The sequence below is a fragment of the Paenibacillus sp. FSL K6-1096 genome, from assembly GCF_037977055.1.
Lineage (GTDB): Bacteria > Bacillota > Bacilli > Paenibacillales > Paenibacillaceae > Paenibacillus_AQ.
Genome location: NZ_CP150274.1, coordinates 2,573,958 through 2,597,849 on the forward strand (window position 1 = coordinate 2,573,958; position 23,892 = coordinate 2,597,849).

Genomic DNA, 23,892 nt, shown 5'->3' on the forward strand with positions numbered 1-23,892 from the left:
GGATGGTTTAGGCGCTTTTATGTTATACTCCTTCGTAAATATTCATTGGGAGGTGAATCCCTCTTCCTGAGGGAAAAGCTTGGACCTAATAACGCTCACTAACTTAATTATTCTTGCCATATTAATTGCTTTAACCGCTTTTTTTGTAGCTTCTGAATTTGCAGCCGTCAAAATCCGCATGTCGCGCATTGAACAATTGATTGATGAAGGAAACAAGAGGGCCGTTATTGCCAAAAAGGTTGTGGCCGATCTGGATTATTATCTTTCCGCCTGCCAGCTTGGTATTACCGTTACAGCCCTTGGTCTGGGAGCGATTGGTAAACCAGCCGTGGAACGCATCCTGTACCCGGTCTTTGATTTCTTCAACTTGTCCGACGCAACCGCTTCCGTAGCATCCTATGCCATTGCTTTTATGTTTGTTACCTTCTTACACGTCGTTGTCGGTGAAATGGCGCCCAAGACACTTGCAATCCAGTTTTCCGAAAAGATGACGCTGCTGCTCTCTCCCCCGCTGTACTGGTTCGGCAAAATTATGCACCCTTTTATCGTTGCCCTAAATGGCACTTCGCGAGTGGCCTTACGCCTGTTTGGGGTCAAGCCCGCCGGACATGAAGAGCATTATTCAGAAGAAGAGCTGCGGATCATTATGGCTCAAAGCTTCAAGGGCGGAGCACTAAACGAAACGAAGCTGGAATATTTAGATAATGTATTTGCTTTTGATGAACGCATTGCCAAAGATATTATGATTCCAAGAACTGAAATGGTAGCTTTGGATTACACGATGTCGTATGAAGAGATTATCAGTGTCATTGATTCCAATAATTATACCCGTTACCCGGTCACCCAGGATGGAAACAAGGATATCATTCATGGTGTGGTGAACATCAAAAAAATGCTTCCCCACATTATCGCCGGCCGGAAGCGTCATCTGAAGGATTTTGTGCGCAGCCTCCCCGTTGTAGCGTTGACGACCCCTATTAAGGAAGCGATGCTCAAAATGCAGCAGGAACAGATGCATATGGCCATGGTTGTCGATGAATATGGGGGTACCGCAGGGGTCCTGACCTTGGAGGATATTCTTGAGGAGCTTGTCGGAGAAATCCGCGATGAGTTTGATGCAGATGAACTTGCGGATATTCAGCTGATCGGCGAGCAGACCTATAGAATCAATGGACGTGTTTTGCTTGAGGAGATTGAAGAGCAGTTTGGGTTGGTGTTTGAGGACAGGGATGGCATAGATACCATCGGAGGCTGGATTCAATACAAAGCCGGCAATCCCGTGAGCCCGGGGTACGAGCTTCAGGATGGCGGTCAACACTGGGTCATTACTGAAATGGACAACCTGCAGATCAAGCAGATCGTGCTTTCGAGAACATCAGAGCAACCGTCATAACGTATAACTATAACTTTTGGAGGTGAATCCCTCTGCCGGAGGGAAAACTTTGGACGGAGTCATTACTTTAAACTTAATTCTGGTAGCTGTCTTTATTGGTCTTACCGCTTTCTTTGTAGGCGCTGAGTTCGCTATTCTCAAGGTACGTATGTCCCGCATTGATCAGTTGATCACGGAAGGCAACAAAAAAGCGGTCATTGCCAAAAAGGTCGCCCACGATTTAGATTACTATCTATCCGCTTGTCAATTAGGGATTACGATAACGGCTTTGGTGCTCGGTGCGCTCGGTGAGCCTACCGTTGAGCGGATTCTGCATCCGATTTTTGACCAGATGGGTGTTCCTGCTGCCTTGTCTACGGTCTTGTCTTATCTGATCGCCTTATCCATCATCACCTTCTTACATGTAGTGATTGGGGAGCTTGCCCCCAAGACACTGGCGATTCAATTTGCTGAAAAGATGACCTTGCTGCTGGCTCCCCCGCTCTATTGGTTTGGCAAGATCACCTATCCGTTCATCGTGGCGCTGAATGGGTCAGCCCGACTGTTGCTCCGCACTTTTGGAGTCAAGCCTGCGGGCCATGAAACGGTCCACTCCGAAGAAGAGCTGAAATGGATTGTGGACCAAAGCTTTGAAAGCGGAGAAATCAACAAGACGGAATTGGTCTATCTGAACAACATCTTCGCTTTTGATGAACGCAATCTTAGTGAGATTATCGTGCCAATTGAAAAAGTGATAACTGTACAAATGGGAATGCCCGTCGATAAGTTAATTGAAGTCGTGGGCGAATACGATTATACCCGTTATCCCGTTGTAAGTTTAAATGAAAGCAAACCGTTTATTGGTTACATTAACACCAAAGAAATGTTGACCAGCATTGCCGCAGGGCGAAGCGCGGACTGGCAAAAATTCGTGCATGAGCTTCCAACCTTTGCGGAGACGGAGAACCTGCGTGATGTATTGCTGCGGATGCAGCACACCAGAGTTCATATGGCCAAAGTGACGGACAGCTCCGGCAAGACTACCGGCATTGTAACGATGGAGGATCTCCTGGAAGAGATTGTTGGTGAGATCCGTGATGAGTCATTAAATATCAATGTTCCTTCCCCTCAGAGCGAATTGAATTAAAGAAGCAGTATTTTATAAAAAAGGACCTGAAGCTTGGCTTCAGGTCCTTTTAGCGTACTGGTGCAAAATGAGCTTAATTAAACTTCCAGCAGCTCAAGCTTAAATTACCGTATTGATAACTCCGGTGAAGCAGCTGCGCATGGCGCCCGTTGTCTCCCGCTCCCATAGCGATTAACAGCGGAATAAAATGCTCACTCGTTGGGACGGCCTTCTCCGCATAGGGAGCAAGCTTCTCATATTGGAACAGCGCTTCTGTATCCCATGCTTCCAGCTTCTCCTCAATCCATTGATCGAACTGCCCGGCCCACCCGTCGATCTCCTCCGAATTCCAGTTCAACCTCCGCAGATTATGAACGGTTCCGCCGCTGGCGATAATGAGCACATCCTGCTCACGCAGCTCCGCCAGTGCCTTTCCGATCTCATATTGCTGTTCATTAGACAAATGACGGTTTACAGATAACGCTACGACTGGAATGTCCGCCTCCGGATAGAGCAGCTTCAGTACGGCCCATGCCCCGTGATCCAAGCCTCTGGTCTCATTCCGTATATTCTCAATCCCATGCGCAGTGAACAACTTCTGGATTTGATCCGCAAGAGCCTGGTCACTTTTCGCCGGATACGTCATCTGGTACAGCTCGTCCTGGAATCCGCCGAAGTCATAAATGGTATCATATGTTGCCGCCGCGCCCACAGATTGCACGGATTCCTCCCAATGCGCCGAGAAGAGAACGATGGCTTTCGGCTTCGGCAGATGGTCTTTGAACTCTTTTAACAGCTTGGTGTAGGCGTTATCTTCAAGAACAATAGATGGAGCTCCGTGTGCAAAAAAATAGGAAGGCATCATCGATAATCACTCCTTACTAGTGGTTAATCCGGCATCCCGCTTGAGCCATTTCAAGAAATCACGCTGGTTCTCTTCAGTGACGCCGTGGCCGGACGGATAGAGTCTGAAGGTCAGCCGTTCGGTTTGCCCCTCCAGATAGGCGGCAGTCTCATGTCCAATGCGCACCGGGAACACCGAATCGTATTCACCATGCGAAGCGAAGACAGACACATTTTTAAGGCTGCGGAGGCTATATTCCGTTTTCACAAATTCAGGAATATATCCATTCAGCGAGACAATCCCCTTCAATTGCTCCCCCATCGTAAGTGCGAGCGTCATGGACAGAATGGCCCCTTGGCTGAAGCCGAGCAAATAACGTCTGTCCGGATCGACCGGATACTGCTGCGTTGCATAGTGAATGAAGGCCTCAAGATCGCTGACAGCTTGGTCAAACATCTCGCGGATGGGGTTGCCCAGGCTTTTCAAATCATAATATTGATACCCCGTACCCAGCGGCAGATTCCCGCGGACCCCGATAATAATGAACTCCTCAGCCAACGGCGCCACCAGACCGAACATATTGTGCTCATTAGAGCCTTTGCCGTGGAGTGTGAAAATCACCGGATACTTCTTGCCTTGCTCCAGCTTCTCCGGTAAGTGAACGTCATATGAATAAGCGGAAGTCATCCTGATCTCCTCCTTATACTTCATGATTTGCTGCGCTTGCTCTGAATATAATGGTCAACGGACAACGGTGTCTGCTCAGCTACAATGAGATAAAGCAAAATCAGAATAAATCCAAGGTCCAGCTCATAGCCTGCCATCTGGCCATTGCCGAGTAGCCCTACGGATAATTTAGCAGTCAGAATCGCACCGGTAAGCACAATTACAATCAACGCTGATACATAGCGGGTGAACAACCCCACAATAAGCATCACTCCTCCAACAAGTTCAACCGCCGCAACAAAATAAGCTACAAATCCCGGAATGCCCAATAAAATGAACCATGATTCTACGTTGCCAATCCCCATCTGAAACTTATCCACACCATGAAATATAAAGATGATCCCCAGCACCACACGCATAATAATCGATACTACAGCTACTCTATTCATTCAGTTTCCTCCAAAAATATTAGTGATAAAAATATAATTTCTATATGAGTAATTTATCGCAACACACATTGACTTGTCAACAATAAAATTGTTAATATAAAAATAAGTTTTGTATTACAAATATTATGAAGGTGTGATCCCATGGATATCGGCGCTACAATTCGGGCAATCCGCAAGCGGAAAAATATCACCATCGCGCAAATCTGCGACGCTACCGGCCTCTCCCAAGGCTTCATGAGCCAGGTCGAAACCAATAAGACATCACCCTCCATCTCTACACTTGAGAATATCGCCCAGGCTCTGAAGGTACCTCTTGCTTATTTGCTGCTAAAAAAAGAAGAACGCATGCAGATTGTCCGCAAGGATGAACGGAGAATCACCACCAGCGGCGCAGCTAAGCTCAAAGTCGAGCATCTCAGCTCCACCCAGAACGTCCGGATGTCGATTGTCGAGTTCCCCCCCGGCGCCATGATTGGGGATGCTCCCCATGCACATGAAGGACAGGAGGTCCATGTCGTCCTTAAAGGGACCATCTATGCCCAGCAAGGGGAAGACGGAGCTGAATTTACTGAAGGTGATTCCTTTAGCTGGAACGCCTGCACCCCCCATTCCGTCCGAAATACGGGTGAGGACACCGCGATAGTGCTAATCTCCATCTACACCGAAAGCGAGAACGGACAGGATGTCCTCTGAACAATTAAAAGCCCGTACTCTGGCCGGATAGGCGGAGTGCGGGCTTTTTTCACATATTCGCTATCTTATTAAATTCAGCATGCTCCTCGATCTCCGTCACGATCATCTGCTGATTGATCTTTTGTATCTTATAAGCCTTGGCCTGTTCTCTGAAGGAGATCACTTTATACCCATCATCCTTATAAATAATAGCGCAGTGATTCTCAATAGCTATGCCGGTTGTATCCATTCCTTGAACCATTTTCAAGAAATCTGCCTCACGGTTGTCTTCATTATAATGAGGACAGTGAATCCCTGGTAAAATCCCCATCGCCTTCAATTTGATATAAATCCGATCCCCTGTAGTATCAAACGTCTCTGTGTCACTATGACCGTATTCGTACCAGCAGATCGAACCTGCACTCATTCCTGACAGCACAACCCCCGAGGCGTAAGCCCGCTTCAGCAAAGGTTCCACACCATGCTCCCGCCAGAGGTCCAGCATCATCCGCGTATTGCCGCCACCCACATAGATTAAATCGGCGGATAAGATCGTGTCCTCTATTTCTTCTGGCGCATATGTATTTTTCGTCAGCAGCAAATGCTGGACCTCACACCCTAGCCGGTCACCGTATACGAATTGGAAAGAATCACAATACCCTTCTGCATCCATACTGGCTGGCTGTAGGAATGAACAATGCTTTAGGTTTCCTTTTATTCGTTAAGTCTACAATCGTTTGATCAATTGACAAAGTCTCCAATTCGCTAATCTCTCCGCCGCCAATCGCCACAATAATCCCCATCTTCATCACTCCTATTTATAATATTGAAGCTGCAAAGAAAACAAAAAAGCCCCGGATGCATTACGTCTTATTCAGACACACCGGGACTGACTTTGTTGTGACAAGCTATATGTTAACTTAATGCGATAATCCTTACCTGCGGTAACTCCCCCGCTGCCGCATCCCCTCGAACAGCAAGATCGTCGCAGCCATCGCCGCATTCAGCGATTCGGCGCGGCCGGCCATGGGGATGATGATGCTTTTGTCGACCAGTTGGGCCGTCTCCGGCGAGATTCCCTTGCCTTCACTTCCGATCAGCAGCCACTGGGAGCCGTGAAAATCATGGGTGTAGCAGGAATCCTCCCCCTGCAATGAGGTGCTGACCAGCAGTGCGCCGTGCTCCCGGGCCTGCGGCAGGATCATGCCCAGCTCTCCCTCCACCACCGGGAGATGGAACATCGAGCCCATCGTGGAACGGATGGTCTTCGGATTGAACAGGTCGGCGCAGCCTTGGCCGAGAATGACTCCGTCTGCACCTGCCGCATCCGCGCTGCGGATGATGGTCCCGACATTGCCGGGGTCCTGGACCCCGTCCAGCACGACCACCAGGCTGTCCGGCTTCGCCAGCAGCGTCTCCAGACCCTGCTGCTCCTTGCGCAGAACTGCAAACACCGGCTGCGGGGTGTTCGTGCTGCTGCACTTGGCAATCACCGCCGCCGACACGCCGATGACCTCCATGCCCTGGATGGCCTGAAGCAGCGGCTTCAGCTCAGACGGCATTCCTTTGTCCAGATCGTACGCCAGACATTCGACATCCGCTTCTGCGAGCAGCGCCTCCTGCACCAGATGAATGCCCTCGACGATATATTTACCGGACCGGTCACGGTGTTTCTTCTCCTGCAGTCCGGCCCATTCCTTCACCCGCGTGTTCTGCGGCGACATAATTTCCATAGGGTCCAACCTTTCTTGTCTTCCTCTATTGATACGCCATCTCCAGCTTGGTCAGGTTGTCCTTCCGCCCGACAATAACCAGCACATCCCCTTCAGTCAGGCGGTCCTCCGCTCTGGGTGATATGTTCATCTCGTCTCCCCGGCGGATCGCCATGACGTTACAGCCGAACTTGGCCCGTATATCAAGCTCCTGCAGATTCCTGCCGAGCATCTGCCCGGAGACCTTCATATCCAGAATGCTGTATTCCGGCGACAGCTCAATATAGTCCAGGATGTTCGGTGAGGCGAGATGATGCGCGAGCCGCATCCCCATGTCCCGTTCCGGGTAGATTACCTTATCTGCGCCGATTTTACCCAGCACCTTGCCGTGCAGCTCACTTTTGGCTTTGGCGACAATGGCAGGCACGCCCAGATCCTTCAGGATCAGTGTGGTCAGAATGCTGGCCTGAATATCCTCACCGATGGCAACCACCACCACATCGAAGTTACGGATGCCCAATGCGCGCAGCGCCTCTTCATCCGTGGAGTCCGCAGATACGGCATGCGTCACAATATTAGAGATTTCCTGGGTGCGCTGTTCATCCGCATCGATTGCCAGCACCTCATAGCCCATGCCGCTAAGCGCTTTGGCTACACTTGAACCGAAGCGTCCCATGCCGATGATGGCATATTGTTTTTTGGCCATTGCCTGTGTACCTCCCGTCCGCACTAAGCATATCCCCCAGTATAGCACAAGCCCGTCCAAACTTGAATGTTCAGCGCTGTCTCAGGGCACCTTATAAGCAGGCTGCTCATTCAAGCATCTGAATGACCCCCAATACACCAACGTAAGGAGGCCGATTATGCCAGTCACCATCGATTTGCGCCAGGCGATTATCCACAAAGTGCACGGCCAGACGGAAGAAGGCCTGCGGGAAGTCATCGAGAACTCCATAGACGGGCCGGAAGCGGCGCTGCCGGGACTTGGCGTCATCTTTGAAATGGTCTGGAAGGATCTTGATCCTGCCAAGCGGGACCGGGTCCTGTCCATGCTGCACAGACATCTGGAGAAGCTCACCCCAGGGTCGATTACTTCCTAAAGAGACCCCTCCCGCCAAAAAAACCTCCGCACCCGCCGTGCTGCTGCACAGGGGTACGGAGGTTTTGCAGAATTTAGGGAGCCGTCTCCAGGAACTTGGCGGTCGGATTCTTCTCCATCGCCGTCCGCATGGCGTATTCGTTCTCGAACAGCACGACATAATTGCCCTTCTTGTCCGTCACCAGGGTGGAATTGATGCGGAACTTGCTGGCATCCGGCTTGTTCTCATCCACGATCCAGCGGGCGAACTGGTAGTTCATCCGTTGCAGCTGAACATCCACGCCGTACTCACCCTTCATGCGGTACTCGAACACCTCGAATTGCAGCTGTCCGACTACCCCCAGCAGAATGTCATCGAAGTTGACCGTGCGGAACACCTGGATCATGCCCTCTTCGGTCAACTGGTCAATCCCCTTCTGGAACTGCTTCGATTTCAGGGCATTCTTAATGCTGACTTTGGAGAAAATCTCCGGTGAGAACGTCGGCAGCTCATCGAATTCCATATCGCCTGCCTGGCTAAGTGTATCGCCGATGCGGAAGATGCCCGGGTCGAACAGGCCGATAATATCGCCCGGATATGCTTCTTCCACGATATCCCGGTCCTGAGCCAGGAACTGCTGCGGTTGAGACAGCTTGATCTCCTTACCGGCCCGTACATGCTTCACGCTCATGCCGCGCTCGAACTTGCCGGACACGATGCGCAGGAAGGCAATCCGGTCGCGGTGCGCCGGGTTCATGTTGGCCTGGATTTTGAATACATAGCCGGTGAATTTCTCATTGGTTGGTTCAACGGAGCCCACAGTGCTGCGGCGCGGCTCCGGCTTCGGCGCCAGCTCCAGGAAGTTGTCAAGGAACGTCTGCACTCCGAAATTATTGATCGCACTGCCGAAGAAGACTGGTGTCAGCTCCCCGCGCAGCACCTTCTTGTAATCGAAGGGATCACCCGCTACATCCAGCAGCTCCAGGTCCTGGCACAGCTGGTCATGCAGATATTCTCCAGCCATCTCGCGGATAACCGGGTCATTGTAGCCTTCCACCTTCTGCACCTTAATGACAGAATGGTCGTCACCCTGGAACAGCTCTACCTGATTCTTCATCCGGTCGTATACGCCGCACAGCTCGCGGCCCATGCCAATCGGCCAGTTCATCGGCACCGAGCGGATGCCCAGCACATTCTCCAGCTCTTCCATCAGCTCGAACGGGCTGCGGCCTTCGCGGTCCAGCTTGTTAATGAAGGTGAAGATCGGAATTCCGCGCTTCGCACACACCTGGAACAGCTTGATGGTCTGCGCTTCGACCCCCTTGGCTACGTCGATCAGCATGACCGCGCTGTCCGCTGCCGTTAAGGTACGGTAGGTGTCCTCACTGAAGTCCTGGTGACCCGGAGTATCGAGAATGTTCACCCGGTGTCCCTCGTAATCAAACTGCATCACGGACGAGGTAACCGAGATCCCGCGCTGCTTCTCAATTTCCATCCAGTCACTGGTCGCGTGCTTGCTGGCCTTACGGGCCTTAACTGTACCCGCCAGGCGGATAGCGCCTCCGAAGAGCAGGAGCTTCTCGGTCAGCGTTGTTTTCCCCGCATCGGGGTGGGAAATAATCGCAAAGGTTCTGCGTTTGTCTACTTCAGTCTGAAGCTTATGATCCGTTGCCTTGTTCATCACACATATCCCTTCATATATAAAATTCCTGCAGCTGCTCCAATTGCCGGATTCCATCAAATCGGACGACTATTCATGGATTCAGATCCTTTCCATAGGGATTCACCGTACATTAACCTCATCATACCGTTTATAGGATCATCTCTAGCGCTAGGCTTAGAAAGCTGTATGTTGAAAGCATCCTTCTCAGTATAGCAAAATCCGGCGGAGATTATCTACAAAAATGGTCTCCTCCATAAAATAATCCCCCTGCGCCGCAGGGGGATCTTCATCATTCTCCTATTGTAGCCTTAGCGGTTAACCTGCCAGACCACATTGTCTTCGTCCTGGCCGTTGACCGGCCACCAGTGGAAGCCGTCTCCGGCTAACAGCTGATCGGCTTCGACCGGACCCCAGGAGCCCGCAGGGTAGGAAGCCAGATCATTATTGTCTTCCTTCCAGGTCTGGGCGATGCGGTCCACGAAGGACCAGGCGGAGGATACTTCATCCCAGCGGGTGAAGTAGGTGGAGTCGCCGCGTGCTGCATCATGCAGCAGACGCTCGTAGGCCTCGGGCGAGTTGATGCCGACCAGGCAGCTCTGGCAGAAATCCATTGCCAGCGGCTGGATTTCTGATTCCGAGCCCGGCTTCTTCGCGTTGATCTTCACGTAGATGCCTTCCATCGGATTCACGCGGATGACGAGCAGGTTCGGCTCCAGCTTGTGCTTCTGGCCCAGGTAGACGTTAGTCGGCATTCCCTTGAATTCGACAACCACTTCTGTTGTCTTCACCGGCAGGCGTTTGCCTGTACGGATATAGAAGGGAACTCCTGCCCAGCGGAAGTTATCGACGAACACACGGGCGGCGAAATACGTCTCTGTATTCGACTCCGGGTCCACCTTGTCTTCCTGGCGGTAAGCCGGAAGAGTCTTGCCCTTGTAGAGGCCTTGGGTATATTGGCCGCGGACTACATTCTCACGCACTTCTTCAGCAGAGGCGTAAGGACGCAGCGAACGCAGTACTTTGACTTTCTCATCACGGATATCTTCAGCCAGCAGACGGCTAGGCGGCTCCATAGCGATCATGGTCAGCAGCTGGAGCATATGGTTCTGGCCCATATCACGCAGCGCTCCGGCATGATCATAATACCCGCCGCGCTCTTCTACACCAACCGTCTCGCCGAGGGTGATCTGAATGTTGGCAATATGCTTGTTGTTCCACAGCGGCTCAAAGAAGGCATTGGCGAAGCGGATCACTTCGATATTCTGCACCATCTCTTTGCCCAGATAGTGGTCAATGCGGTAAATCTCCTCTTCCTGGAATACCTGGCGAATCTGCTTGTTCAGTTCCTCTGCGGATTCCAGATTGTAGCCGAACGGCTTCTCAATCACCAGACGGTTCCAGCCTCTGGTCTGCAGCATACCGCCCGCCTTCAGGTTGAAGGAGACACTGCCGAACAGCTCCGGCGCCAGAGCCAGATAGAACATCCGGTTGCCCGGAATATTGAATTTCTCTTCAAGCGCCTCTGTCTGCGCGTTCAGCTCACGGAAGCCGTCAATATTGTTGATGTCCAGAGACTTGTATTCGAAATGCTGGACGAACTCGTTCCACTCCGCAGCATCTCCTGCCTGGTAACGGCAGAACTCGCGGATGGACTCCTTCACATCTTCCCGGAATTCATCCTGGGTGCGGGGACGCCGAGCCACGCCAACTACCGCAAAATCATCAGTCAGCTTGCCTTCACGGTACAAACTGTAAATCGCCGGAAAAAGCTTGCGCCGGGCCAGATCTCCGGTTGCCCCGAAGATAAAGAATACAGCACCGGGTGTGTGCAGTGGATCAAGGGTTTGATTTTCAGCCATGGCTCCTCATCTCTCTGTATGTAATATAGTTGACATTCATTCTCAACGCCGATTATGAGACAAAACGCACATGACGGCGTGATGTCATTTTATCATAATTGGACAAATGATGCTATCACATTCCTGACAGTTTCTCTCGGGATTTCGCAATTTTCTATTACTCTTACTTATACTTTGCCATGCTCTTACTTATATTACTGGGTATTACTGGCGTCTCCCCGCTTTCCCGCGAACGAAGTACACCACCATTATAATGCCACAACATACACTCTTCAATGTAAAGCCTAATATTCTATAGTAATAAGAGGGAGTCCAATTGTCACCCTGTTGCTGTTGTCATTGTCATTTTGGTGGACAGCCATCTGCAGGGCAATCTTATGATCGCCGCTGTTCACGAACCGCTTGCTGCCCGGAACTGTATAGGAGCGGCTGACCGTGGACACATCCTCATAGCTTTCCACCGCATGCAATCCACTGCCCTCTGCTTCCATCGTTCCTTCTATGGCTGCCAATGCCTCGCCAGGCAATCCCTGCGACAACGCGCTGCCCTGGATAGATGCATTCCACTCTGGTGTGATTCCTGCTGCCATCATTATTTTACCCGTTTTCTCTGCCGTATCCTGAAGCTCTTCTGCCTTCAGCAGATTCTGGGTTTCCATAGTTACAAACACATAACTCCCGCCTTGCTCCAGATCAGTCCATAACATAGAGAGCTTGCTGGAATCTCCTTGGGAGGCAGCCGCTCTGTACATCATATGTCCGTCCTCATCACTGCCGGATACTTTCCCGAGACCAAGCTGTTCTGCCAGCATGATGGCTTTCTCTTCAGAGTCATTGCTGTCTCCGCTAAATTGCCCCTGCCATTTCAGTACAAGGCGTTGTGTTGAACCTGGCGCTGTTACTTCCTGCCCAACTGAGGATAACAAAGACAACGACTCACGCAAACCGGCAAAAACGGATGATCCAGAATCAACAGTTGAGGATACCATGGCTGTAAGCTGCTTATCTCCACTCCGGAATCCGGCCAGCATAAGAACTGCTAGACTCAGACAAAGAATCAGTATCCCCTTGCTCTGCCGCTCCTTTCCCACTCCGCATCGCCCTCTCATTCCGTTCTAGTAATCTACTAGACAGGATAGCCAAGTTGGGAGACGGATATACCCGCAGATAAAAAAAACACCTCCAACAGCCCCCCAATCCCTTGCGGGGACCAGATTCTACTAAAGGTGCTTGACCTGATTCCTAAGGCTGACGCTTATTCCGCCAATCCGTTCTTATATGCATAAATAGCCGCCTGGGTGCGGTCTTCCACATCCAGCTTGGCGAGAATATTCGTGACATGGAATTTCACTGTCTTGATTCCGATAATTAATTGATCGGCAATATCCTGGTTGGATTTGCCCTGGGCCAGCAGCTTCAACACTTCCATCTCGCGTTCAGTAAGCTCTTTGTACGCCGGCGATTCGCCCTTGGCATTGGAGCGGAACCGGTTCATCATTTTGGAGGCCACCTGTGACTCCAGCACCGACTGGCCTCTTGCCGCCGCCCGGATCGCATCCGCCACTTCGCTGGCCCGTGAGGTCTTGAGCAGGTAGCTGAACGCTCCGGCTTCAATAACGGGATACATCTTCTCATCATCCAAATAACTGGTCAGCACGATCACCTTACACTCCGGGTACAGCTTCAGCAGCTGTCTGGTCGTTTCGATTCCGTCCATTCCGTCCATGACCAGATCCATCAGCACCACATCCGGATTATACTCCTGGGCCAGGCGGATGCCTTCCTCGCCGCTTCCGGCTTCACCTACCACTTCAATTCCATCCTCGGTGCCGAGCACCGCAGCTAAACCGATTCGCACCATCTCATGATCGTCCACCAGCAGAACCTTGATTGCATCTGATTCCTCGACTTCCATCGCTTTCCTGACCCCCTATTCGTTGACTACCGGTACGGTAATTTCAATCCGCATTCCTTTGCCGGGGGCGGTGATGAACTGGATGGAGCCCCCGATCTCTGTAATCCGCTCCTGCATATTCGACAGCCCGTAGGATGTCTGCTTGGCTTCATCCATCTCGAAGCCGATCCCGTCATCGCGCAGCGTCAGCCGGACCGTATCGCCGCGGCGGTGCAGGCGGATCTCCATCTTCTCCGCCTTGGCATGGCGCAGCGTATTGGAGATCGCCTCCTGCACAATGCGGAACAGATGATTCTCGACGCCCTTCAGCAGCTGCACACCCTGATCCATCTCGAACACGATATCAATCGGCACCTTGATCTTCAGTTCCTTGATCAGCTCGCGTAAGCCTTCCTCCAGTCCCTTGCCGTCCAGATACACCGGACGCAGATGCAGCAGCAGCGCCCGCATCTCGGACTGGGCTACAGCGGACATCTCCTCGATCAGCGCAATTTGCCGCTGCGCCTTGTCAAAGTCCTTCTCCAGCGTCCGGCCGACCGCCGTGGCCGTCATCGAGATGGCGAACAGCTGCTGCGATACCGCATCATGCAGCTCACGCGCCAGCCGCTGCCGCTCCTCGATGATCGCAGTTACCCGCGACTGCTCGGCAAGCTTCGCGTTATTCGTGGACAGCCGCTGCAGCGTGTTCACCTGGTTCTCCCACTTGCCGCTGATCCGGCCCAGCTGCTGCGCAAGCCGTCCCAGCTCGTCGCTGCCGAGATCCGGCATCGCCGGATTCAGATTGCCTTTCTCCCAGGATACCAGTGTGGCCCGCAGCAGTTCAAGCTTCCGCTTGCTGCGGAAGCCCTGATAGAAGCCATACCCGACGCCGAAGGCTGCCGGCAGCAGAATCAGCGTCAGTGCCGTTCTCACGCCGACCCGCCAGTTCTCGAAGGGCTGGAGTAATCCATATGTATACATAATATATGTAATCACGAGCAGCATGACCAAAGAGAACAGAGCCCCCTCGCCCATACTGCGCGTAACCATGTTGCTGTTTTTTTTGCCCATGCGGGAGCCCCCCTTCTCTCTGTCCAGCCTACCCTTAAGGTATTCGTACGTCCAGATCCCCCATCAGATAGGAGATATTGAATTTCACCTTATGCTCACTGCTGTCATAGTTGGGCGATTTCCAGTTCAGCCGGTTCAGCATTCCCGTATCGCGGTGACTGCCGGACTCGATGGAGCCGAACAGCACGAACGCCTCAATCTCCACCCCGTAATCCTCAGACAGCAGAATATCCACATCACCAAAAATCCCCTGGAACAGCATAATCGACTCATGCTCCTCCGCCAAGGCCAGCGACAGATCGACATCCACCTCACCCAGCACATGCCAGGCGCTCAGGCTGCGCATCACCCATGGCGAGAGATCCCAGTCGAAGCGCGAAGAGAAGCTTTGCTTCTGCATGAACCCGGCCCTGCGCTGCATTCTTTTGGATTTCATGAAGAACATCACCAGCGAAATCAGGCAGATGCCCAGCACCAGCAGCAGATGGTCCAGCAGCAGCAATACCGCGCCGACCCCCATGAGCCTGTAGCCTTGCTTCACCTTGCCGGAGGTAATCCGGTAGACTCCCAGCAGCAGCAGCAGGAGCGCGACGATGGAGAAGAAGCCGAGCCATTTGCCAAAAATCATCAAGCAGCCTACACCAATCAATCCGATGGCAATCAGACGGTTCCGTTTATCCATACCCGCACCTCCTTGTCGTTGTGCCTTAAGCAAAACAGGCTTCATCAGCATCAGCTAAGCTTACAGCAGTAATACGGATCACTTCATCCGCTACAAAAGCCATACCGGTATGGAGAATCCATACCGTATGGCTTTACCTTAAGTCAGCATATCATATCCGGGTGTTCTTTAGGAACAAGGATTATTTTTCTTTTTTGTCGAGGGAAGGTGCTGCAGAGCTGGAGTTCAGCTTGTTCTTAAGTGCGGCAAGCTGCTCTTCCACTTTCAGTTCCTTCTCAGGATCTACCGGCTTAGCATATGCGGATGCCGAAGGGCTATACGGAGCGCGCATCACATCGGCCTCTGCTTCAAGCTGCATGATTTTCTCTTCCATGCGGTGGAACCCGAGGGATGCACTTCCGCTCTCGATGGAATGTACGCTGCTGATCTGGTTCATCTGCTTCTTGGCTTTGGCCATTTGAGCGCGGGATACCAGCTCATTGCGCTTGTTGCGCATTTTGTAGAACTCATCCTTCATGTCATGGAGCTGTTTTACCAATTCCTTGGCCTGAACTTCAGCCTGTGCGTGCAGGTCGCTGTATTCGGTGAACTTCTGGTCGAAATAGATTTTCTCCTCCAGCAGCTTGCGGGTCACTTCTTCCTGACCGTTCTTCAGGGCCAGCTCAGCCTGTGCGGCACGTTGTCCGGCAACCTTGGCCGCTTCATCCACACGCTGTTTCATGCGGCGTTCATTGGCCATCTGCTTCGCTACGGTTACTTCAGCCTCATGAATCTCAGCTTCCATATCGCGCAGGTACTGATTAAGCATTACAATCGGGTCCTCTACCTTATCCAGCATATCGTTAACCGACGCCTTCGTCATATCTTTAATCCGTTTGAATACTCCCATTTTACAATTCTCCCTTCTCGTACTTAGAAAGTTTTTGTTTGAGCTCTTCCACTTCTTTTTGCAGGGCCTTCTTCTCAATGTCCTTCATCATGGCATCCAGACCGGAATCCGGAGCCGAATGGGCTGCAGCCTTGTCATAACCGGGGTTATAGCCCCGCTGGCCGCCATAAGGGCCATATCCCTGCGGATCGTGGTGTGGCGGCTGTGGTCCGCGGCCATACTCAGGTCCGCCGGCGTAAGGTCCGCCATAAGGTCCGCCGGGAGCACCGGGTCCGAAGGGGTTATACTGGATAGGCTCCTTGGGAATAACCAGTGCTGCGATGAAATATACCAGGATAGACGCGCCGCCGGTAAACGGAATACTGATCACCAGCAGAATTCTGAACAGCGTGGAGTCGATACCGAGAGTCTCGGACAAACCGCCTGCCAGCCCTGTCATTACCCTGTCTCTTGTTGAACGATACAATCGGGTCATACTGCTACTCCTTTCTGCCATCATTGTTCAGCTTCTCCTTTAGACGGGCCATTTCTCTTTCGAGGACAGTTGCCACCGTCTCACCGGCCTGCACCATATACTCTTGACCCATCTTCCGCAAGTCGCTCAGGCTTTTGGCTTCGAGCTCCCAGTCGTTCATCTGGTCTTCCAGACGTCCGAACATCTTGGGAACATCTCCGCCGCCGTAAGCGCTGGCCCGCTGATTCATGCGCTGCTGCAGCCGCAGCGATTCCATTCGTGCTGCATAGAACTGGCGTTTGCTATATACGGTCTGATACTCAAGCTTCAGTTCATTCAGCTGGCTCTCAAGCTCGAAAAGCGATTGGCGGCTGGTTTCCAGCAGCCCGCTGTATTGCTCCAGCTTCTCCTCGTGGATAATTTTCTCCTGCAATGCCAGCTTAGCCAGATGATCTTCGCCGGCCTTGAGTGCCAGGAGCGCCTGCTCTTCACGTTTGTCTCTCATCGCGGTCGCCTGATTCACCTGCTGCTGCAATTGCTTCGTGTGGGAAGCGTATTGCTGGTACAGCCTCTCAGCCTCAGCTATTTCTTCACGGGTTGAGTATAGAAATTGATCAATCAGCTTCACAGGATCTTGGCTCTGCTCCAGACGTTCATTCAAATTGGCTACGGTAATGTCTCTCATTCTGCGAAAAACACTCATGATTTCCTGCTCCCTCCCTGCTTCTTAATAAGTATAGGGCCTAGTGATTAATATGTTCTGCTCTGCTTGCCTCTGAGTACCGAGATGCCCCATACCACAAGAGCGACTCCGAGGAGTGGACCGATAATCCAGGACAGCTTGGAGATCAGGGACATGATCCCGATGAACATTACAACCCAGCCGATAATTTTGCGTCCGCTCTTAATTCCGTAGTATCCGAGAACCACCAGCAATACCGGGAACAGGATGCCGAAGATACCGTGGATCAGATGAGGCAGCACCCCAAGCAGCATAACTGCTCCAATGACAATCAACGCAATGGCAAGTCCGTTACTTTTGTTTCTTTGCATTATTTTCTCACCGCCTTTCGCTGCTCTCTTTCTTATACCCTTATTCTAGGGGAATCCGGCATCTTTCAAAACAGACTGGGGACGGTTTTATGTACTGGACCTTAGTCGGGGATGGGTGCAGGACCACTCCCTCAGCGGGTCTTACCACGGAAAACAGTCACCAGAACCACAGACCCGATAATAATCACAGCAGCGATGAGGGTGTTCAGGGTGAGCTGTTCACCTGCCAGCAGCCAGCCAAGCAGCACAGCCACCATAGGATTAACGAAGGCGTACGTGGAGACGAGCGCAGCGTCAGCATTCTTAAGCAGCCAGATATAAGCCGTGTAGCCGATAATGGAGCCGAAGATGATCAGGTACGCGAGCGCCAGGTAAGAGCGCGGGGAAATACCGGAGATATCCAGTCTGGACCAATCGCCGATAAAAAAGGAGAACACCATCAGCAATGCGCCTCCCGTTAGCATCTGCGCAGCTGTCGACATCAAGGGTGAGCCCGGCATAGCCGCGCTTCGGGAGTACATGGACCCTGCCGCCCAGCTTAGGGAAGCTGCCAGCAAGGTAATCATTCCGATCAGATCGGTGGCGGTGCCCGTCTCCCCCTTCCCCGGCTGGAAGACCAGCACGGCGATGCCCAGCAGTCCAAGCACAATCCCGGCGATGACTCCGGCAGTCGGGCGTTTGCCGCCGCGTCCAAGCCAGCCCATCAGCATCATCCAGACAGGCACCGCAGCCACGATGAGAGAAGCGATGGAGGAAGAGACCCGCTGCTCTGCCCAGGCCACCATTCCGTTGCCCCCTAGCAGCAGCAAGGTGCCGACAATCGCAGAAGCGCGCCATTCACGCCCTACCGGACGCTTCGCTCCGCTTAACCGGGATATGATATAGAGGACCACACCTGCCGCAAAAAAGCGGACCCCCGCCATCAGAAAGGGCGGCATCGTCTCGATGGCAATCTTCATACCGACATAAGTGCCTCCCCAAAATAAATAAACGGACAATAAGGCAATGCCAACTGTATACACGGAATTCACTTTCGTTTGCCGGTTCATCTCGTTAGACTCCCTTCATACCATCCTCATATATAGTAGATAAAATAAACGTCGTCGAGGTTTCCTTGATATCAGGGATGCGGAGAATCTCATCGAGCAGCAGCGTAAGCACCTCCGGTGAAGTCACTCTCACTTTCAGCAGCATGCACCATTCACCCGCCATCCGCTGGCATTCTATAATGCTCACTCCCGGAATTTCAATGCTGATGATCTTACCCGCAGCTTCCTGGAAGCTCTGGCTGACAACCTTCACAGATACCAAGACCTTGATCTTCTGATCGAGCTTCCCCCAGTCTACAATTGCCCTGTACCCTTTGATTACTCCATTCTTCTCCAGCTTGCTGACCCTTTGATGCACTGACGGCCGGGAGATATGCAGCAGCTTACCGATCTCTTCGTGGGACAGTCTCCCTTTCGCTTCCAGCAGGTTCAGAATTTTGACATCCAGTTCATCCATAAGACCACCTCCTGGGCAAAAGTATAGCATGATCCCTCTCGAAAATAGCTAATCGTTATCATTAAGCAGATAATTCAAACGATTCGTATATCAAACAACAAATATACAATATATTCGTTATATTCCTGTCTCAAATCAGTATTGAACATAACGATTCGTAGGTGCACTAATGTCGCTCTCCGCCTCTAACCTGACAATAAATAACAGCCCCCTCCGATGATGGAGGGGGCTGCCGTTTACAGAGCTATGCCTCAAAAAGCAGGCAGTGCGATCTCCGCATAATTATCCTCAAGGAACTTCTTCACTTCCGGGCCGCTGATCGCCTTAGCTAGCTTCTGAATCGCTGCGGAATCCTTATTGTCCTCACGGGCAACAAGCGTAATCGAGAAGGCGGAATCCTCACGCTCAGTGATGAGCGCATCCTTCTTCGGGGTCAGGCCCAGCGGGCTGGCATAGGCCGGCGTCATCGCGACCAGATCAGCGTCATCCAGCATCCGGGCCAGCATCAGCAGATCGACCTCTTCGAACTTATAGTTTTTCGGATTGGCAGTAATATCCGCTTGGGTGGCCTCAATGCCTACCCCATCCTTCAGTGTAATCAGTCCGGCATCAGCGAACATCTGCAGGGAGCGCCCGATATTGGACGGGTCATTCGCCATTACGAGGGTCGCACCGTCAGGCAGATCGGCGATGGCTTTGAAGCGTTTGGAATATCCGCCGTAGATCGCATCATATACCGGCTGAACCGGGACAAGCTTCGCCCCTTTGCTCGCATTGAACTGTTCCATGTAAGGGACATGCTGGAAGAAGTTCGCATCTACCTCTTTGTTCGCCAGCGCTTCGTTCGGCTGCACATTGTCAGAGAGGATGACCACTTCCATATCCACGCCCTCTTCCTTGAGGACCGGCTTAATCAGCTCCAGAATATCCGTCATCGGCGGAATCAGCGAAGCGACCTTAATCTTGACAGGACCGCTGCTCTCAGCTGCGGGTGTCTCATTCGCTTCCTTATTGCTTCCGCAGCCGGCAAGAGCCAATACGATTACAAGCAATGTTATTGCGAAGGTGGTTGTTGCTTTCAGTGATCTTTTCATGTGATTTCTAGCCCCCATTATAATGTAGTAATTCATTTCTCTTGTCAGCGCTTGTCCAGCAGCCTGGCCACCGTACTGCCAGTAAACTGGATGAGCTGCACAAGCACAATCATGACGAGAATCGCGTAGATCATCACTTCTGTCTCGTAGCGCTGGTATCCGTAGCGGATCGCGAAATCGCCAACCCCGCCGCCGCCCACAACCCCCATCACGGTAGAAAAAGAAATGAAGCTGATCGTAGACGTAGTCAGTCCCAGCACCAGTCCCGACCGGGCCTCCACGTAAAGGAATTTGAAGATGACGCCCGGCAGGGAGGCTCCCATCGATAAGGCGGCTTCAATGGTTCCCCGCGGCACTTCAAGCAGAGACTGCTCCACCAGCCGTGAATAATAAGCGATGGCGACGATGGACAGCGGGACCGTTGCTGCCAATGTGCCTATCGCCGTGCCTACTACCAGACGGGTGAACGGAATCAGCGCCACCACCAGCAGCAGGAACGGGAACGAGCGGATCACGTTGACGATACTGTTCAGCACAAGCGACAGGGTCCGGTTCTCATAGAGCTGCCCTTTGCGGCACAAATACAGCAGGGTCCCCAGCGGAAGCCCAAGCAGCAGTGCAGCTCCGATAGAGATGCCGACCATGACAAAGGTCTCTCCGATCGACTGCCACATCTGTGTCTCGTATTTCGCGATACTCTCAAACATAGGACTCCCCCGCTCTTCCGGTAATCCGTTCGCGGAAGGAACCCGTGAGCGCATCAGGCGGAAGGAAGCCGCCGTCCTGCCGCGAGAAGGAATCCACGATTCGCCCGCTCTCCATTACCGATACCTCTGTGCAAATGCTGCGGACGACATCCAGCTCATGGGTAACGATGATTACCGTCACGCCAAGCGAGGCATTGATATGGCGGAGCACCTCCAGAATATCTGCTGTAGTTCCCGGATCAAGGGCTGAGGTCGGCTCGTCACACAGCAGCAGCTTAGGGCTGTTCGCCAGCGCCCGGGCAATCGCCACCCGCTGGCGCTGTCCGCCGCTGAGCCGGGCCGGATATTGGCCGGCTTTGTCCTCCAGCCCGACAAACCGGAGACATTCCATCACCCGCTTCATCCGCGCGGCGCGCGGCACCCCGGCAAGCTCCAGCGGAACCGCCACATTGCGGCTGACGGTGGCATTGCCGACCAGATTGAACTGCTGGAAGATCATGCCGATTCGTTGCCGCTCCTGCCGCAGCTCCTTATCCGGCAGCTCGGTCAGCCGCTTGCCGTCAACCGTCACCGTTCCCTGATCCGGCCGTTCCAGCAGATTCATCAGCCGCAGCAGGGTGGATTTACCGGCTCCGCTTGCCCCGATAATCCCGCGAATAGCACCGTTCTTCACCTCAAGCGACACCTGATCCACAGCCTTATAAGGGCCGTTCTTCAGCGCGAAGCTTTTGCTAACCTGGCTCAGCGAAAGAATAGGAAGCCCTCCTTCACAGACTGCCTGGAGGAGAGCTCTCCCCCCGGCAATGCTTGTACTATAATTATTTAAAATCTGTTTCATTAAAAATCTCTTTAAATAATAAGGTATTTCTTCGGCTGTGTCATCATTTTTTTGCGAATGATTGTTCAATCTTCGGGCAGACCGGGCATTATAAGGATGCTCGGGGCGGTATTGGATTATGCCGCCTAAGCAGAAATAGCCTGCAGATAACACACAAAATAACCCCACAAAGTAGGGATTTAGCGTAGGTGGTGACTCAGGTCCTTTGCGGGGACCCCAAAACAAAAACGGGTGCAGCCCCTGTCCAGGAGTGCACCCGCCTTGCTATTCTTACCGCTTATTCTTTCACACTGCCGACATTGAGGCCCACGACGAAGTACTTCTGCATGAACGGATATACCAACAGAATCGGCACAGAGGCGACTACGGTAATGGCGGCCCGGATGGAGATGGGCGTTACCATCGCTCTGGCTGAATCCTGGTCCATCCCTACCCCGTTGGTGACGGTAGGGTTCCCGTTGGAGTTCATGGTCGAAGACAGCAGCTTCATCAGCTCATATTGCAGGGTACTCAGGTGCTGCCTGGAGGACGTGTAGATGAAAGCATCGAACCAGGCGTTCCACGCACCTACTGCCACGAACAGCGCAATCGTTGCCAGAACCGGCTTACAGAGCGGGAAGACGACCCGCATGAAGATTTTGAAATCCCCGGCCCCGTCGATTCTCGCTGATTCCATCAGACTCTCGGGTATAGTACCGATGTAGGTCCGGATGACAATCATATTAAAGGCGCTGACCATGGACGGAATAATGTAGACCCAGAAGCTGTTCAGCAGGCCCAGGTCCTTGATCAGGAAATAGTTCGGGATCAGACCGGCGCTGAAATACATGGTCAGCACGAAGACCGCCGTAATTACCTTGCGGAATACATACTCCCTGCGGCTTAGCGTATAAGCCAGCATCGTGGTCAGGAATATATTCAGGATGGTCGAGAGAACAGTACGCGCTACAGAGATCCAGAAGGCATCGAAGATCGTCCCTGACGCGAAGATCGCCTTGTAATTCTGCGTGGTCCAGGCTCTCGGCCAGAGGTAGAGCCCTCCGCGGATCGTATCGTTCCCTTCATTAAATGAAATAGCAATCGTATTGATAAAAGGATATAAGGTCACAACCACCAGGCAGAGCATGAACGCCGTATTGAATGTGGTGAACAGGAACGGCTCCAGTCTGCCGGTGCGCAGGTTTCTTTTCACCGTAAAGCCTGTTCTATGCCCAGGACTAATCTGTCGGTTATCGGTCATTATAACAGCCTCTCTTCCCCAAGCCGCTTGGAAATGCCATTAGCCATAAGCAGCAATGTTACGCTGACAACCGTTTTGAAGATCCCGCCAGCCGTCGCAAGTGAATAGTTACCTTGGGCAAGCCCGTATTTCAGTACGAAAATATCAATGGTTTCGGCCCAGTCCACTACAAGCCCGTTGCCGAGCAGGTACTGCACCTCAAAGCCTGCTTCCAGTAGATGTCCAATCGACATAATCATCAGGATGACAATGGTTGCCTTGATGCCAGGCAGGGTTACATACATCATCTTCTTGTAGCGGTTAGCACCGTCAATTTCGGCAGCTTCATACAATGCAGGGTCAATGGAAGCAATGGCTGCCAAATAAATAATGGTATTCCAGCCTACTTCCTTCCACACATGCGAAGCCCCGACGATTCCCCAGAAATACTTGCCTTCACTGAGCCACAGAATCGGCTCTTTAATCAGATGCAGCTTCATCAGAACGATATTCACAATCCCGTCATTGATGGACAACGAGGTGGCCACAATGCCGGTAACGATAATCCAGGACAAAAAGTGCGGCAGATAGGAGATCGTCTGCACGGTTCTTTTCCAGAATACTTTCTTGATCTCATTCAGCAGCAGCGCCAGCACGATCGCCGTAACGAAGCCCAGCACCAGATTGATCAACCCCATGGCTACCGTATTGCGCAGAACGCGGATGAAGTTATCATCCGTGAACAGGAACCGGAACTGCTTGAGTCCCACCCACTCCTGTTCGCCGAAGGACTTCGCCGGCCGGTAGTTCTGGAAGGCCATGGTCCAGCCCCAGACGGGGACATAGGCAAAAAGAATAATGTAGAGCATTAAAGGGACAGACATCCAAATGAGCTGATTCTGGCTTTTGATCAAGCGCCAGGTGATCGGCTGTTTCTTCTTCCTGTTCTTCTTTGGAGGCCGGGGGACAGTATCTATTTCTAGGGTCTCATCCATATTCGTTGTCTCCTAATCCATCAAAATTAATTCAGCAAATGGAAGGCC

28 protein-coding genes are annotated in these 23,892 nt (G+C 52.3%); 4 read left to right on the forward strand and 24 right to left on the reverse strand.

Translation table 11 applies throughout. The features are described from left to right. Nucleotides 1–79: 79 nt before the first annotated feature. Both MHI24_RS11240 and MHI24_RS11245 read left to right on the forward strand, forming a co-directional pair. The gene (locus MHI24_RS11240) at nucleotides 80–1,393 is read left to right on the forward strand and encodes a hemolysin family protein (RefSeq protein WP_340025716.1); all 1,314 of its coding nucleotides are present in this window, start codon (nucleotides 80–82) and stop codon (nucleotides 1,391–1,393) included. A gap of 49 nt (nucleotides 1,394–1,442) precedes the next feature. Next, nucleotides 1,443–2,519, forward strand: coding sequence for a hemolysin family protein (locus MHI24_RS11245; protein WP_340025717.1), 1,077 nt, complete (start codon nucleotides 1,443–1,445; stop codon nucleotides 2,517–2,519). A gap of 73 nt (nucleotides 2,520–2,592) precedes the next feature. Here the strand turns inward: MHI24_RS11245 and MHI24_RS11250 are convergent, their stop codons facing one another. Genes MHI24_RS11250 through MHI24_RS11260 form a run of 3 tightly spaced genes read right to left on the reverse strand, consistent with a single transcriptional unit; the run spans nucleotide 2,593 to nucleotide 4,457 of the window. Further along, a complete protein-coding gene (locus MHI24_RS11250) occupies nucleotides 2,593–3,363 on the reverse strand; it encodes a class III extradiol ring-cleavage dioxygenase (protein WP_340025718.1) in 771 nt (256 codons plus the stop codon). A gap of 6 nt (nucleotides 3,364–3,369) precedes the next feature. Further along, entirely contained in the window at nucleotides 3,370–4,029 is a 660-nt protein-coding gene (locus MHI24_RS11255; RefSeq protein ID WP_340025719.1) for a dienelactone hydrolase family protein, read from the reverse strand. A gap of 20 nt (nucleotides 4,030–4,049) precedes the next feature. Continuing rightward, entirely contained in the window at nucleotides 4,050–4,457 is a 408-nt protein-coding gene (locus tag MHI24_RS11260; RefSeq protein ID WP_340025720.1) for a DoxX family protein, read from the reverse strand. A 141-nt stretch (nucleotides 4,458–4,598) separates the two neighbouring features. Between MHI24_RS11260 and MHI24_RS11265 the strand changes: the two genes are divergently transcribed. After that, a complete protein-coding gene (locus tag MHI24_RS11265) occupies nucleotides 4,599–5,150 on the forward strand; it encodes a helix-turn-helix domain-containing protein (protein WP_340025721.1) in 552 nt (183 codons plus the stop codon). A 49-nt stretch (nucleotides 5,151–5,199) separates the two neighbouring features. Here MHI24_RS11265 and MHI24_RS11270 read toward each other — a convergent pair whose 3' ends face one another. The 4 genes from MHI24_RS11270 to MHI24_RS11285 all read right to left on the reverse strand — a co-directional run bounded on the left by MHI24_RS11270 (nucleotide 5,200) and on the right by MHI24_RS11285 (nucleotide 7,547). After that, entirely contained in the window at nucleotides 5,200–5,802 is a 603-nt protein-coding gene (locus tag MHI24_RS11270) for a peptidase E (protein WP_340025722.1), read from the reverse strand. Continuing rightward, on the reverse strand, nucleotides 5,780–5,932 hold the full coding sequence (locus MHI24_RS11275) for a Type 1 glutamine amidotransferase-like domain-containing protein (RefSeq protein WP_340025723.1): 153 nt from the start codon (nucleotides 5,930–5,932) through the stop codon (nucleotides 5,780–5,782). The genes MHI24_RS11270 and MHI24_RS11275 overlap by 23 nt, the downstream gene beginning before the upstream one ends. 132 nt (nucleotides 5,933–6,064) lie before the next feature. After that, the gene (locus MHI24_RS11280; protein WP_340026656.1) at nucleotides 6,065–6,862 is read right to left on the reverse strand and encodes an RNA methyltransferase; all 798 of its coding nucleotides are present in this window, start codon (nucleotides 6,860–6,862) and stop codon (nucleotides 6,065–6,067) included. 25 nt (nucleotides 6,863–6,887) lie between these two features. Continuing rightward, nucleotides 6,888–7,547, reverse strand: coding sequence for a TrkA family potassium uptake protein (locus tag MHI24_RS11285; RefSeq protein ID WP_340025724.1), 660 nt, complete (start codon nucleotides 7,545–7,547; stop codon nucleotides 6,888–6,890). A 157-nt stretch (nucleotides 7,548–7,704) separates the two neighbouring features. On the opposite strand from MHI24_RS11285, the gene sspI reads away from it, so the two are divergent. Next, the gene (gene sspI / locus MHI24_RS11290) at nucleotides 7,705–7,941 is read left to right on the forward strand and encodes a small acid-soluble spore protein SspI (protein WP_340025725.1); all 237 of its coding nucleotides are present in this window, start codon (nucleotides 7,705–7,707) and stop codon (nucleotides 7,939–7,941) included. A 73-nt stretch (nucleotides 7,942–8,014) separates the two neighbouring features. On the opposite strand, the gene MHI24_RS11295 is transcribed toward sspI, so the two are convergent. The 17 genes from MHI24_RS11295 to MHI24_RS11375 all read right to left on the reverse strand — a co-directional run bounded on the left by MHI24_RS11295 (nucleotide 8,015) and on the right by MHI24_RS11375 (nucleotide 23,844). Further along, the gene (locus MHI24_RS11295; protein ID WP_340025726.1) at nucleotides 8,015–9,601 is read right to left on the reverse strand and encodes a peptide chain release factor 3; all 1,587 of its coding nucleotides are present in this window, start codon (nucleotides 9,599–9,601) and stop codon (nucleotides 8,015–8,017) included. A gap of 290 nt (nucleotides 9,602–9,891) precedes the next feature. Then, nucleotides 9,892–11,442 carry a glucose-6-phosphate dehydrogenase gene (gene zwf / locus MHI24_RS11300; RefSeq protein ID WP_340025727.1) on the reverse strand — a complete coding sequence of 517 codons (1,551 nt, stop codon included), beginning with the start codon at nucleotides 11,440–11,442 and terminating at the stop codon, nucleotides 9,892–9,894. Nucleotides 11,443–11,726: 284 nt separating this feature from the next. Next, nucleotides 11,727–12,254, reverse strand: coding sequence for a YwmB family TATA-box binding protein (locus MHI24_RS11305; RefSeq protein ID WP_340025728.1), 528 nt, complete (start codon nucleotides 12,252–12,254; stop codon nucleotides 11,727–11,729). Between the two features lie 443 nt (nucleotides 12,255–12,697). Further along, nucleotides 12,698–13,357 (reverse strand): response regulator transcription factor, encoded by a 660-nt coding sequence (locus MHI24_RS11310; protein WP_340025729.1) that lies wholly within the window; start codon nucleotides 13,355–13,357, stop codon nucleotides 12,698–12,700. A 15-nt stretch (nucleotides 13,358–13,372) separates the two neighbouring features. Further along, nucleotides 13,373–14,407, reverse strand: a complete 1,035-nt coding sequence (locus tag MHI24_RS11315; RefSeq protein ID WP_340025730.1) for a sensor histidine kinase — start codon at nucleotides 14,405–14,407, stop codon at nucleotides 13,373–13,375. A 34-nt stretch (nucleotides 14,408–14,441) separates the two neighbouring features. Then, nucleotides 14,442–15,089 (reverse strand): cell wall-active antibiotics response protein LiaF, encoded by a 648-nt coding sequence (gene liaF, locus MHI24_RS11320; protein WP_340025731.1) that lies wholly within the window; start codon nucleotides 15,087–15,089, stop codon nucleotides 14,442–14,444. A gap of 181 nt (nucleotides 15,090–15,270) precedes the next feature. Beyond that, a complete protein-coding gene (locus MHI24_RS11325) occupies nucleotides 15,271–15,978 on the reverse strand; it encodes a PspA/IM30 family protein (protein ID WP_340025732.1) in 708 nt (235 codons plus the stop codon). A 1-nt stretch (nucleotide 15,979) separates the two neighbouring features. Then, on the reverse strand, nucleotides 15,980–16,477 hold the full coding sequence (locus tag MHI24_RS11330; RefSeq protein WP_340025733.1) for a PspC domain-containing protein: 498 nt from the start codon (nucleotides 16,475–16,477) through the stop codon (nucleotides 15,980–15,982). Then, a complete protein-coding gene (locus MHI24_RS11335; protein ID WP_340025734.1) occupies nucleotides 16,458–17,135 on the reverse strand; it encodes a PspA/IM30 family protein in 678 nt (225 codons plus the stop codon). The genes MHI24_RS11330 and MHI24_RS11335 overlap by 20 nt, the downstream gene beginning before the upstream one ends. A gap of 47 nt (nucleotides 17,136–17,182) precedes the next feature. Further along, entirely contained in the window at nucleotides 17,183–17,485 is a 303-nt protein-coding gene (locus MHI24_RS11340) for a hypothetical protein (protein ID WP_340025735.1), read from the reverse strand. Between the two features lie 131 nt (nucleotides 17,486–17,616). Then, complete coding sequence (locus MHI24_RS11345; RefSeq protein ID WP_340025736.1) at nucleotides 17,617–18,534, reverse strand: EamA family transporter; 918 nt, start codon at nucleotides 18,532–18,534, stop codon at nucleotides 17,617–17,619. A 4-nt stretch (nucleotides 18,535–18,538) separates the two neighbouring features. Beyond that, the gene (locus tag MHI24_RS11350; protein WP_340025737.1) at nucleotides 18,539–18,991 is read right to left on the reverse strand and encodes an Lrp/AsnC family transcriptional regulator; all 453 of its coding nucleotides are present in this window, start codon (nucleotides 18,989–18,991) and stop codon (nucleotides 18,539–18,541) included. Nucleotides 18,992–19,242: 251 nt separating this feature from the next. Then, nucleotides 19,243–20,103, reverse strand: coding sequence for a MetQ/NlpA family ABC transporter substrate-binding protein (locus MHI24_RS11355; protein ID WP_340026657.1), 861 nt, complete (start codon nucleotides 20,101–20,103; stop codon nucleotides 19,243–19,245). 26 nt (nucleotides 20,104–20,129) lie between these two features. After that, complete coding sequence (locus tag MHI24_RS11360) at nucleotides 20,130–20,792, reverse strand: methionine ABC transporter permease (protein ID WP_340025738.1); 663 nt, start codon at nucleotides 20,790–20,792, stop codon at nucleotides 20,130–20,132. Further along, nucleotides 20,785–21,546, reverse strand: coding sequence for a methionine ABC transporter ATP-binding protein (locus tag MHI24_RS11365; RefSeq protein WP_340026658.1), 762 nt, complete (start codon nucleotides 21,544–21,546; stop codon nucleotides 20,785–20,787). The genes MHI24_RS11360 and MHI24_RS11365 overlap by 8 nt, the downstream gene beginning before the upstream one ends. Before the next feature lie 361 nt (nucleotides 21,547–21,907). Next, nucleotides 21,908–22,756: a carbohydrate ABC transporter permease gene (locus MHI24_RS11370; protein ID WP_340026659.1), complete on the reverse strand. Its 849-nt coding sequence runs from the start codon at nucleotides 22,754–22,756 to the stop codon at nucleotides 21,908–21,910. Nucleotides 22,757–22,869: 113 nt separating this feature from the next. Further along, on the reverse strand, nucleotides 22,870–23,844 hold the full coding sequence (locus MHI24_RS11375; protein ID WP_340025739.1) for an ABC transporter permease subunit: 975 nt from the start codon (nucleotides 23,842–23,844) through the stop codon (nucleotides 22,870–22,872). Between the last annotated feature and the right edge of the window lie 48 nt (nucleotides 23,845–23,892).